Consider the following 11,869-nt stretch of genomic DNA (forward strand, 5'->3'; position numbering starts at 1 on the left):
CCTGTCGCGGCCATCTAACCGCATCTCGCGGTTGATTGCCATCGGAGGAAGGAGCGAACCGTAGCCCGGATGGAGTGAAGCGCAATCCGGGGTTTCGATCCAGACGCGGGAAAGTCCCGGATTACGCTTGCGCTCCATCCGGGCTACGATTTGCCCTCTCCCCAGAACGAGACGGGGTTAAGCCGCTACATCCCCAATAGCGTCGGCAGCCACAACGACAGGCCGGGCCAATAGGTCACGATCACCAGGAACGTCAGCATGGTCAACAGCCAAGGCCACACCGCGACGGTGAGCTCGGTGATGCCCATCTTGGCGATGCCTGAGGCGACGTAGAGATTGAGGCCGACGGGCGGATGGCACAGCCCCACCTCCATGTTGACCGTCATCAGGATGCCGAAATGGATCGGGTCGATGCCGAGCTTGACCGCGACCGGAAACAGGATCGGCGCCATGATCAGGATGATCGAGGACGGCTCCATCACGTTGCCCGCCAGCAGCAGCAACAGATTGACGACGAGCAGGAAGCCGATCCACCCCAAGCCCTGGTCGATCATCCATTGCGCCAGCGCCTGCGGCACGTTCTCGTAGGTCATCAGGAACGAGAACAGCACGGCGTTGGTGATGATGTAGAGCAGCATCGCCGAAAGGTTCGCCGATGACAGCAGCACCCGCGGCACGTCGCGCAGCTTCAGATCCTTGTAGATGAACACCGCGACGATGAAGGCGTAGACCGCGCTGACGGCCGCAGCTTCGGTCGGCGTGAACAAGCCGCTGTAGATGCCGCCGATCACGATCACGATCAGCAGGATGCCCCAGATCGACTTGCGGAACGCATCCAGACGCTGGAGGAACGTGGCCTTCGGCATCCGCGGATAGTCGTTGCGCCAGGCACGATAGAACGTTGTGGCGCCGAGCAGCGTGGCGAGGACGAATCCCGGCACAATGCCGGCGATGAAGAGCTTGCCGACCGAGCTGTTGGTGGAGACGGCGTAGAGAACCATCGGGATCGACGGCGGAATGAGAATGCCGAGCGAGCCCGATGTCGTGATCACCCCCGCCCCGAACCGCTTCGGAAACCCTTGCGCGACCATCGCAGGCAGGATCACCGAACCGATCGCCACCACGGTCGCCGGCGACGAGCCGGAAATTGCCGCGAACAGCGCGCAAGCGACCACGCCCGACAAAGCGAGACCGCCGTACCAATGGCCGACCAGCGCGGTCGCGAACGTGATCATCCGGCGCGCCACGCCGCCATGGGTCAGGAAGTTGCCGGCAAGGATGAAGAACGGGATCGCCATGATCTCGAAATTCTCGATGCCGGTGAACAGCTTCAGCGCCACCGATTCCGTTCGCACATCGGTCAGCGTGAACATGAAGCTGAGCACGGTGAGACCCAGCGCGATCGAGATCGGCATGCCCGTCAGCATCAACGAGAGCAGAAGTGCGAACACGATGACGACGCGCAGGCCATGCGGCAGCGTGATGACGTGGCCGGCATGCGCAAAGCACAGGGCGACGATCAGGACCGGCAGCAGCATCAGGATCCAGCCGAGCGGGCTACGCTCGTCCCGGACAACCTGGCTGGGTGTGACCGGGGCCGGATGCACCGGGTCCGCCTCGACGCCCTCGACGCCCGCCATGTCGTGATGCGGCAGCTCGCCGGTGCGGTAGAACGACCACGCGACCTGGAGGAAGCGGAAGCACATCAAGCCGGAGCCGAGCGGGATGGTGAGATACACCACCCACATCGGCGCTTCGAGATCGTTGGACTGCTGGCCGGTCTGCCACATCTGGTTGACGAACGCGGCGCCGAAATAGCTCACGATGGCGGTGAAGAGCGCGCCGCACAACAGCCCGAAGGTGATGACGCGGCGGCGCGATCCGCCCGGAAGGATGTTGACGAGCACGTCGACGCCGACATGGATGCCGGTGCGCACGCCGTAGGCGGCGCCGAACTTCGCCATCCAGATGAACATGTAGATGCAGAGCTCTTGCGCCCAGGACAGGTCGAGCGAGGCAAGCCAGCTGAACGTCGCGCGCGCGGGAACGGCGAGGAAGGCCAGATTGCGGGCTTCCGCCCATCTGGCGATATCGATCGACAGGCCGGCGCCGTAACGATGCAGCACCGCGACGAAGATGAGCGACGTCGCAGCCGCGATCATCGTCGCGATCAGCCATTCCTCGAGATGATCGAGCACACGGTTCAGCACACGCAGCAACTTAGTCCCCCCAGCATTGGCTCGTCCATTCAAGAGCGAAACGGCCGGGAGTGCGATCACCCCCGACCGTTGTTATTGTTCTTAGTAGGGCGCGGCCGTCAGTTCATCTTGACGTCGAGTTCCTTGGCAAGGAGATCGAGCACCTCCTGCCCGACCCGTCCCTTCGCCCATTTGTAGGTCGGCTGCATCGCCTCCTGCCACGCCTTGCGATCGGCGTCGGTGAGATAATGCAGATTGGTCTTGCCCGTCTTCTTGATCTCGGCCAGCGCGTCCTCGTTCTCCTGGCGCGCGATCGAGTTGGTGTAGTCGGTCGCCTCCGCCATCGCCTTGTCAAGCTGGGTGCGGATGTCGGGCGGCAGGCCCGACCAGAATTTCGCGTTGACGATGACGGCATATTGCAGATGCGCGTGATAGGACACGGTGATGTCCTTCTGCACCTCGTAGAACTTCTGCGTCAGGTAGTTGGACGGCGTGTTCTCGCAGCCGTCGACCACGCCCGTCTGCAGCGCCTGGTAGACTTCGGAGAACGCCATGATCTGCGGGATCGAACCCATGATGCGAAGATATTGGTCGGCGATCTTCGATCCGGAGATGCGGAATTTAAGCCCCTGGAAATCGGTCGGCTTCAGCAAGGGGCGGTTGGCGGAGAGCATGTGGAAGCCGTTGTCCCAATAAGCGAGCCCGGTGATGCCCTTGGCCTCGAGCTTCTGGAACAGCCATTTGCCGACCGTGCCTTTCATCGCGTTGGCGTAGGTCTGTTCATCCCTGAACAGCCAGGGCAGGTCGAGCGCCTCGAATTCCTTGATGCCGAGCGGCGCGAATTTCGCGGTCGACGGCGCGAGCATCTGCACCGAGCCGAGTTGAAGTGCCTCGATCTCCTCCTTGTCCTTGTAGAGCGTGGAGTTCGGGTAGACTTCGACCTTGACCTTGCCGTCGGTGTATTTCTCGGCGAGCTCCTTGAACTTCAGCGCGCCCTTGCCCTTCGGGGTGTCGTTGGCGACGACGTGGCTGAACTTGATGACGATGGGATTCTGGGCCTGGGCGACGGCAGGGGCCAAGAGAATAGCCGCGGCGGCGACTGCAAGAAGCAGCTTGCGCATAAAGTAACCTCCCAACAACCTGTCTAAACTGGGTCTTTTTGTTTTTCAGGTCAGTAGTGGCAGCAATCCGCCACCCGAACAACTAGACCTAAGCCCAATTTGCTGCAGCCAAGCTAACTTGACCGCTGCCGGATGCGCAACCCGGCACCCGCTTCAGTCCAAGGAAACGAGCGCTTTTGCCGCATTGCGGCAGTGCCATCAGTTTTTGCGCTGGGCGACCATGAAGAGGCGCCGGAACGGGAACAGCGTCTGCCCCGCCGCATTCTTCGGATAGGCCTTTGCGACGCGCATCCCATAGGCCGCTTCGAACGCAGCCTTCTCATCACCCTGCAAGACATCGAGATAGCGCGTCAGCCAGGTCCCCTTGGTCCACTCCTTCACGGGGTTCTCGCCTTCGAGCACTTGCAGATATTCAGTTTCCCAGATGTCGATATTTTGCGAGAGCGGCGCGAGCAGGTCGTGATAGAAGGCCGGCCCTTCGACCGGCGGCGGGGTGACGAGATGCTCGACCTTGGACCGCCAGGGACCGTTCAGCGCGGTCTCGCCGATCAGCACATGCGACGGCGCGGTAAAATTGCGCGGCATCTGCACCGCAAGCACTCCGCCGGGCGTGACCTTCTCCATCACCGACGGAAACAGTGCCGCGTGATTGGGCAGCCAGTGCAGTGCGGCATTGGAATAGATCAAGTCATACCGCTTCGCGGGACGCCAATGTCCGAGGTCCTCATGCGACCATTCCACGTCGGGCGCGGCCTTGCGGCCGGCCGCGACCATCTCGGCCGAACCCTCGACGCCGGTCACGGCGGCCTCCGGCCAGCGCTCCCTGATCAGTTTTGTCACATTGCCGGCGCCGGCGCCGAGATCGGCGATCGCGCGTGGGCCGAAATCCGGAATCCGCATCAACAGGTCGACGGCGGGCCGGAGCCGGTGACCGGAGAACTTCAGATATTGCTGCGGATCCCAGACCATCGCTGATGCCTTTTCTTTTTCGTGTTTCCTTCGCCGAAGCTCTTGGTTACCACTGCTCGTCCCGGTCGGGCAATTCGCAAAGCCCGCGGGACTCGGCAGGAAACGAAAGCAACAGCCAAGAAACAACAAGAGAGCGTGTGACCATGGACCTCGGGCTCAAATCGAAAACCGCAGTCGTCACGGGCGCAAGCATCGGCATCGGCCGCGCCATCGCCAAGGGCCTTGCTGCCGAAGGCGTGCGCGTCGTTGGCGTCGCGCGGCGGACCGATCTGCTCGCCGAGCTGGTGAAAGAGGTCGGCGGCGGGCTGATAACGCCGTTCGAGCAGGACGTGATGGCGAAGGACGCCGCGGAGAGGATCGCGGCGTTTGCAATCAAGGAGCTCGGCCATGTCGACATCCTCGTCAACAATGCCGGTGGCAGCCGTCCCCTCCCCGTCGATGCGCCCGACAGCAAATGGGACGAGGCCATCGCGCTGAATTTCACCAGCTACCGCCGCATCGCGCATGCGCTGCTGCCGCAGATGATCGAACGCAAATGGGGCCGCATCGTCAACATCACCGGAAAGTCCGAGCCGGAAGGCCTCAACGCCGCCTTTGCCGCGAAAGCCGCCGTGCACGCCTGGGCCAAGGGCTTGTCGCGCGAGATCGGCGCGCACGGCATCACCGTCAACTGCATCCCGCCCGGCCGCATCATGAGCGAGCAGATCCGCCGCAACTACCCGCCGGATTATCGCGAGCGCTTCGCGGAGGAAGAGATCCCAGTCGGCTATTGGGGCGAGCCGGAGGATCTCGCGGCGCTCGCGGTGTTCCTGGCCTCACCGGTGGCGCGCTACATCACGGGTACGGTGATCCCGGTGGACGGAGGACTAAGGCGGTATCAGTTCTAGGAGGCGGACTCCCGAATCCCAGGGCTATCGCATATGGATTTTAGGAGGACTTTTCGCGGGCTTGCTCCGCCTCTCGCGCTTGCGGGAGAGGCCGACGCGCTCGCAGAGCGCGGCGGGTGAGGGCTCTTGCCGCCCAGGGACAGCTCCGCATTTTTCGACAATCCCGCCGCGGAGACACCCCTCACCCCAGCCCTCCCCCGCAAGCGGGAGAGGGAGCCCAGTGCGGATGCCGCCGCAGCGTGGACACCATATGCGATTCCCCTGGCCCGAATCCGGTCGGCCCGAGAAAGGCACGCCATGTCCGGTTTGCCGCCGGACCTCACGGTTTGACGTAGCTCCAGCCCTGTTCCTGCAGCTCCATGACGCGGACGACACCGGATTTGACGACCGTGGCTTGTGGAATCAGGTTGATGTCCTTGTTCTCCGCTTTGCGCATGTTTTCCTGGGTGTTGCCGCAGGCTTTGAAGGAGATTTCGGGATGGCTCATCGCGAGCACCTCGATGCGCGGCTTCACCGGCGAGGTGTCATCGCGCAGCATGTGAAGGCCAGGACCGAAAGTGACGACCTCGATCGATACGGGTTCACCGAGACCGCGGTAGTATTGCGCGACGTTGGTCGCATTGTTGAGTGTGAGGTTCATCATCGCAGGTTCGTTGGAATTGACCTGCAGGATCAGCCGGTGCGGCTTCCTGGCGCTCTCGGCTTTCGTCGCCTCAGCCATCTTCGTGTTGTTCGCAGCTTCCTGCTTGATCGCCGGCTTGCTCACCTGCTTCTGTCGAGCCGGATGCTTTGGGTTGCTCGCTTGGCTCTTCTCACGCGCCTGCGGAATCAACTGGTTGTCCTGCTGCGCCTGCGCGCTTTGTCCGATCAGAAGCAGCATCGCCAGTCCGCTGATGACTGCCATCGCCCATTTTGGATTGATCATCTCGTATCTCCCATTTTCCCTGCCCATCACCTTGCTGGTCTGGCGACGGCATGGGGCCATTTGCATGCAGCCGCCATTTTCTTGCGCACATTTTCGAATCCGCTGAGCAGGAATTGTCCGTCTTGCACCGGACCAGCGCGGGTGAAAAGGCGCACAACGATGTGACCGTCGTCGGGTAGCGAGCTCAGCAACTTTACGACGTCGCCCCCGATAGCGACGCCGGAGCCGAATGAGGGCGACGATGCCGTGAGTTGCATTGGCGTATCCGCATTCAGCCGAAAAGAGATGACGTATTCGTTGGCACTGCGTGACAGCGCCGGTCCCGTGACTACGACTTCCGTGCGGCCTCTGCGGCAGTGGATTGCGAGTTGCATCGCGGCGCCATCAGAGCCGCTAACGGATGAGGTGGTGGCGGTGACGATCGGCAGATAATCCACCGGCGAAGTGGTCTCGCTGACCAGCCAGCCGTCATCTGCCCCCCGCCGACTTGGCGGTGGGATCTTACGTGATAAGTCTTGCAGACATTCCAGCCGGGCTTGCCCCTCCATCGCCGAACAAGCCCGAAGTGTTTCCATGGGATCGCCAGTGTTTTGCGCGTAAGCGATTCCGCAGGCGACATTCAAGGCGACGGCGAGCCGAGGAGCGGCAGTCTTCATGGCCCCGCCTGTACGCTGCGCGCCTTGCGATCCAGCCATTCCTGCGCGGCTTGGAAGCGGGTAAGCCCGGGAACGGATGCCGCGAGATTGATCGACCGCCATTTCGGATCGAAGCCCGGAGCCTGCAGGCGGTCGATTCGCGAGAACAGGTACTCGACAAGGCGTGCCACACGTTGATAGCGATTGGAGCGTGGCGGCCAGTTGAACGCAACGAGCGCCGTCGGCACCGCGATGGTCGAGACCCGCTCGCCTTGCTTGATCAGATTGGGATACTCATTGGGGTCCAAGGTCGCTGGCAGATAATAGTCCTCGAACTTCCTGTCGTAGTGCACCGGGAGGAACTTGAATCCGGCCTCCCAGCGGCCCTTTACGAAGGCGTCGACGGGTTTCGACGTGATGAACACGACGGCCGACATCTCGCCTTTGCGCATCTGTTCCAGGGCGACCTGATGCGGAATGAATGTCTTGTCGACGTCGATGCCGAGACGGCTGAAGATCAGTGGTCCTGAATAGGCAGCTGCGGTGCCCAGGGTATTGAAGTTCACCTTCTTGCCGGCAAGATCCTGCAGGCTCGCGATTTCCGGTCGCACGAAAATGTGCAGCTCGGATGGAAAGAGATTGAGCAGATACGTGATGCGGCTTCGGATCTGCGGTGCCTGAGCCTGATATTCTTCGAGCGCGTCGGAATTGATGATGGCGGTATCGACGCCACGCAAATAGAGCAGCGCATTCAGATTGTCGGTGGCGCCCCGGGTGACGATCGGCAGAAGATGCAGGTCTGCTCCGTCGTCGACGACGCGCGCCATTTCGGCGGCGAGGCGGATCGGCGCTCCCTCGAGCAGGCCGCCGGCGAGCCCGACCGTCCAGGCATTCATCCGGTCCTTTTCATTCTCTTGCGGGAGCGGCCGTCGGACGAGCTGAGCATCGGCCCTGGTATTTCTCGCGGTTTGCGCTTCCAAGCAGGCCGTTTGAAGCATCATCGCAACCGGCACCAACCAAGTGAGCAGGAGCAACGAGAGTGACTTTGGCGCCTTGTTCATGTCGTTCCCTTCTGAATCAGCCACCACAACCTTTCGTCCCGCCGAAATGCAACGAGCCCATTCTCAGCGCTGCAGCGCATCCAGCCGTTCCTTCGCTTCGCGAATACCGCCCCGGTGTGCTTTCGCGTAGAGCTCACGAGCCTTGGCCGCTTCGCCGCGCGTTCCATAGGTACCCCAGGCGGCTAAAATCGCCGGATCATATGTCTCCGCGAGCATGAAACTTGCCTGCGCAATGTCCTTCTCGGCCGCGAGCTCGAGGACGATGCGCGCCGCACCGATATTTCCCTGGTCGAGCAAAGCCCTGGCGCGCGGGATCAATCTGGCCTCCGCCTCGTTTTGGTTTGCGGCTGTCGGCGGCTCCGCTGCGGTCACTTCCACGTTCTGCGTCGCCGGCAAGATCGGGGCTTCATTTGCTTGCTCCACCGGAAGGCGCGCATCGGTGGGGGCCCATGCCGATGCGCGGTCTCTTTGCTTGGCTTCGGTCGCGCTCCGCTCCTGTTGCAGCGACTGCCGCAGTTCAGCAATCTCTCGGTCTGCGGCCTGTCTCTGCTGCGAAGCCGCATCGTTCGCCTCGCGCAATTGCACGTTTCGGGTTTCGATCTCACGGCGCGTTTCAGCGAGTTCTCTTTCCAGCGTGGCGGCGTGCGCCTGGGCCTCTTCGAGAGCGCGACGTTGTTGTTCGGCATTGGCCATTGCCGCCTTCGCCGCTTTGGCCTCGGCGACAAGGTCGGCGTTCTTCCGCTGCTCATCTTGCAAAGACTGCCGCAGCTCTGCGATCTCCCGCTCCGTCGCCTCCGTTTGTTCCGCGGCCGCAGCTTCCGCCATGAGCGATCCGCGAGGAATTCCGGCAAGTTCGCTCGCGAGTGCGGCGGCGCGTGCCTGCGCCTCGTGGCGTTCTTGCTCCGCGCTCGCCGCTGCTGCCTGCGCGCTGTTCGCCTGCTTCACGAGGAGGCCGCTTCTTTGCCGCGCCTGTTGTAGGGACTGCTGCAGTTCTGCGATCTCTCCCGCCGCCGCCTCTCTCTGCTGCGCGGCCACATCGTCCGCGTTGCGGGATTGTGCCTTACCGGCATCGATCTCGCGGCGGGCTCCGGCAAGTTCGTTCGCGAGCTCGGCGCTGTGGGCTTGCTCCTGTTGAAGTGATTTCCGCAGCTCCTCACCGGCGAGTTCCGCCGTCTGCGTGCGCTGGACTGCCTCGTCGAGCTCTCTGTTCGCCTCGGCCAGCTCGTTGGCGAGCGCTTCAATGCGCGGAGCCTCTTCGTCCAGCCGCGGCTGTGGTCGCACCACGCTTGCCGGCTCCGCCTGCATCAGGGCTCCGGCCGTTTCGCGCTGAAGGAGAGCTAGCGATCCGGTCGTGATTTCCGGCCGCTGATTGAGGCTGAGGGCGCTCTCGTCGCCGGCGCGCGTCATGTCCGGAAAGGGTTGCGGGTGGAATGGCTCGAACACCCCGAGCAAGGAAGCCCCAACGAGGATGACGGGAACAAAAATTGCCACCGCCACAAGCCAACCGCCCGATCGTTCCTCCTCTGGATCGACATCCTCGATCACGGGACACCAATGGGTCGGCGCAGGATTGATTGGAGAGCCGTCCTGCCAAACCCATTTGCCTGCCTCCGATGACCAATGGCCGACCTCAACAGCCCCGGTCGCATCTTCCACCCAGATGCCTTCTCCGTTCCTCGGTGCAGTCTCAATTGGTCGGCGCATGGATCACGCCTCCCTCGACAGCAACTCCAATGGAGCGAATGGCCCAGCCTGTTCGCATGGTTACAGTCCTCGATCAGAACACGCTTAGATCGAAATAACTGTCTATAATTATTAAATAATTAAATATATTAACTATATAATTTTGACCCTGCGCAAAAGTCAAATTAAATCAACCGGTACGGCACAGCCGGCACCGGAGCATCGGCCGAAGCACGCCTGGTCCATCCCGACGGAACTTCAGTTCGAAGGCCGCGCCGCGGTTCTGGCGCGCTGTTCAACATCGCCATCAACAGATGAATGCGCGCTCTGTCTTCCCGTTAGGGAAGAGGTCCCCTCTCCTGGCGCGGTCGTGCGAATTCATAGGCTAACGGCGAAGTAGATGTGCCGCTCGGCCACATCGCAATCGAGATAACAGGCAGGCCCGCACCTCGGGTGATCGCGGCGGCATCGACCGCAGACAAGCGACGATTTGCGATCAGGTTCGGCGCTGACGCTGCCCTGGACTACACGGGCGAGAGGTGGCGCGATGAGCTCAACGAGCTGACGTCGTCCGGATCAGTTGACGACAGCGAGCATCCGGTCAGTTGGGCGCGTGGCGATGAGATGAGCGGATGCGCTGAACTTGCTCGCGAAGCGGACATCGCGCATTCAAGCGAACCTATCCGGGCCTTGTGACCCCTCGCTGGCAGCATAGCATTTTGCCGGTGTTTTGCCCGACGTGTCAACGTCGCGGCGACGACGGGTGTCATCCCGGGTGCAGTTTGAAAATCCCTTGTCGATCAAGCCCATCTCTACTGTGCATGGGGTTGTTTTCGCACTTTTTGTCTGAGCGCACAGCCGCGGACGGCGCGCATACACTGCATGCGTGCTTGTCTCTGTGGCAGGCCGCCCGGCCGTAGTACATGCCGAAAGCCCCTTTTGGCCACGCCGCCGGAGCAACACGCCAGGCAATGACAATAAGAGAATGACAATCACGTTACCTGCCGCGGCGCGCGAGCCCGATCACACCACGTCCGATGGCGTGTCGGCCGCGCAGCGGCGCTGGGCCATCGCGGCGATCTTCACCGCGCTCGCGATGGCTTCGCTCGACACCGCAATCGCCAACATCGCCCTGCCTGCGATTGCCGCCGACTTGCATGTCACGCCGGAGCAATCGGTCTGGGTCGTCAACGTCTATCAGATCGCGCTGGTGGCGACGCTGTTGCCGCTCGGCGCGCTCGGCGAGATCGTCGGTCACCAGCGCATCTATCTCGGCGGCCTGATCCTGTTCACCGTCGCCTCGCTGCTCTGCGCGGTGGCGTGGTCGCTGGACAGCCTGCTTCTCGCGCGCACGCTGCAGGGCTTGGGGGCCAGCGGCATCATGAGCGTCAACACGGCGCTGGTGCGCTTCGTCTATCCGGGCCGGATGCTGGGCCGCGGATTCGGCCACAACGCGCTGGTGGTCGCGACCGCCTTCACCTTCGGACCCTCGATCGCCTCCGCCATCCTCGCGCTCGGCCCGTGGCCGTGGCTGTTCGCCGTCAACATCCCGTTCGGCCTCGTCGCGATCGGCATCGGCTTTGCGATGCTGCCGAACACACCGCGCGCCGATCACGGCTTTGACTTTCTCGGCGCGGTCCTGGCGTCGGCCTGCCTTGGCCTTTTCATCACCGGCATCGGCAGCGCCGCGCACAATTTGTCGCCGGTGGCCGTGGGCATCGAGCTGGTCTCGGCGCTCGCGCTCGGCTTCATCCTGACGCGCCGCCACGCCGACCATCCCGCGCCGATGCTGCCGATCGACCTGTTCAGCCAGCCGATGTTCGCGCTGTCGGCGGCGACGGCGGTGTGCTCCTTTGCCGTGCAGGGCCTCGCCTTCGTCTCGCTGCCGTTCTACTTCGAGGACGTGCTCGGGCGCTCGCAGGTCGAGACCGGCTTCTTCATGACGCCATGGCCGCTGGTGGTCGGCATCATGGCGCCGATCGCCGGACGCCTGTCCGACCGCCACGCGGTCGGCCTGCTCGGCGGCATCGGCCTCGTGCTGCTCGGCCTCGGCATGGCGCTGCTCGCGATGCTGCCGGCCAATCCCGCCATTGCCGACATCATCTGGCGGATGGTGATCTGCGGCATGGGGTTCGGCTTCTTCCAGGCGCCGAACATGAAGGCGGTGATGTCGAGCGCGCCGCCGCATCGCAGCGGCAGCGCCTCCGGCATCGTCGCCACCGCGCGCCTGACCGGCCAGACCGCCGGCGCCGCGCTCGCCGCGGCCTGCTTCGCACTCGCGGGCCACGACGGCGCGACATTGGCGCTGGCGCTCGGCGCAGGCTTTGCCGCGCTCGGCAGCGTGATGAGCTTCCTGCGACTGGCAGTGAAGTAACCGCTCAAGCCAGGTG

Annotated in this window: 9 protein-coding genes and 1 pseudogene; 2 read left to right on the forward strand and 8 right to left on the reverse strand. The window is 62.9% G+C overall.

The annotated features are described in order from the left end of the window. Positions 1 to 185: 185 nt before the first annotated feature. The 4 genes and pseudogenes from XH85_RS47730 to XH85_RS33090 all read right to left on the reverse strand — a co-directional run bounded on the left by XH85_RS47730 (position 186) and on the right by XH85_RS33090 (position 4,288). A complete protein-coding gene (locus XH85_RS47730; RefSeq protein WP_245471180.1) occupies positions 186 to 1,466 on the reverse strand; it encodes a TRAP transporter large permease in 1,281 nt (426 codons plus the stop codon). A 216-nt stretch (positions 1,467 to 1,682) separates the two neighbouring features. Next, positions 1,683 to 2,162, reverse strand: a pseudogene (locus XH85_RS47735) (TRAP transporter small permease); the annotation flags it as partial. Positions 2,163 to 2,317: 155 nt separating this feature from the next. Continuing rightward, a complete protein-coding gene (locus tag XH85_RS33085) occupies positions 2,318 to 3,319 on the reverse strand; it encodes a DctP family TRAP transporter solute-binding subunit (RefSeq protein ID WP_128935225.1) in 1,002 nt (333 codons plus the stop codon). A gap of 198 nt (positions 3,320 to 3,517) precedes the next feature. Next, on the reverse strand, positions 3,518 to 4,288 hold the full coding sequence (locus tag XH85_RS33090) for a methyltransferase domain-containing protein (RefSeq protein WP_128935226.1): 771 nt from the start codon (positions 4,286 to 4,288) through the stop codon (positions 3,518 to 3,520). 143 nt (positions 4,289 to 4,431) lie between these two features. Here XH85_RS33090 and XH85_RS33095 point away from each other — a divergent pair, with 143 nt between their 5' ends. Beyond that, positions 4,432 to 5,175 (forward strand): SDR family NAD(P)-dependent oxidoreductase, encoded by a 744-nt coding sequence (locus XH85_RS33095; protein ID WP_128937508.1) that lies wholly within the window; start codon positions 4,432 to 4,434, stop codon positions 5,173 to 5,175. Positions 5,176 to 5,494: 319 nt separating this feature from the next. Here XH85_RS33095 and XH85_RS33100 read toward each other — a convergent pair whose 3' ends face one another. The 4 genes from XH85_RS33100 to XH85_RS33115 all read right to left on the reverse strand — a co-directional run bounded on the left by XH85_RS33100 (position 5,495) and on the right by XH85_RS33115 (position 9,452). After that, positions 5,495 to 6,100 (reverse strand): DsrE family protein, encoded by a 606-nt coding sequence (locus XH85_RS33100; protein WP_245473118.1) that lies wholly within the window; start codon positions 6,098 to 6,100, stop codon positions 5,495 to 5,497. A gap of 26 nt (positions 6,101 to 6,126) precedes the next feature. Further along, positions 6,127 to 6,756 carry a hypothetical protein gene (locus XH85_RS33105; protein ID WP_245473121.1) on the reverse strand — a complete coding sequence of 210 codons (630 nt, stop codon included), beginning with the start codon at positions 6,754 to 6,756 and terminating at the stop codon, positions 6,127 to 6,129. Further along, on the reverse strand, positions 6,753 to 7,736 hold the full coding sequence (locus XH85_RS33110; protein ID WP_420809143.1) for a TAXI family TRAP transporter solute-binding subunit: 984 nt from the start codon (positions 7,734 to 7,736) through the stop codon (positions 6,753 to 6,755). The genes XH85_RS33105 and XH85_RS33110 overlap by 4 nt, the downstream gene beginning before the upstream one ends. Before the next feature lie 123 nt (positions 7,737 to 7,859). Then, positions 7,860 to 9,452: a coiled-coil domain-containing protein gene (locus XH85_RS33115; protein ID WP_128935228.1), complete on the reverse strand. Its 1,593-nt coding sequence runs from the start codon at positions 9,450 to 9,452 to the stop codon at positions 7,860 to 7,862. Positions 9,453 to 10,464: 1,012 nt separating this feature from the next. On the opposite strand from XH85_RS33115, the gene XH85_RS33125 reads away from it, so the two are divergent. Further along, a complete protein-coding gene (locus tag XH85_RS33125) occupies positions 10,465 to 11,853 on the forward strand; it encodes an MFS transporter (RefSeq protein ID WP_128935230.1) in 1,389 nt (462 codons plus the stop codon). The last annotated feature ends 16 nt before the right edge of the window (positions 11,854 to 11,869 follow it).

Origin of the sequence: Bradyrhizobium zhanjiangense, assembly GCF_004114935.1 — a bacterium.
GTDB classification, from domain to species: domain Bacteria; phylum Pseudomonadota; class Alphaproteobacteria; order Rhizobiales; family Xanthobacteraceae; genus Bradyrhizobium; species Bradyrhizobium zhanjiangense.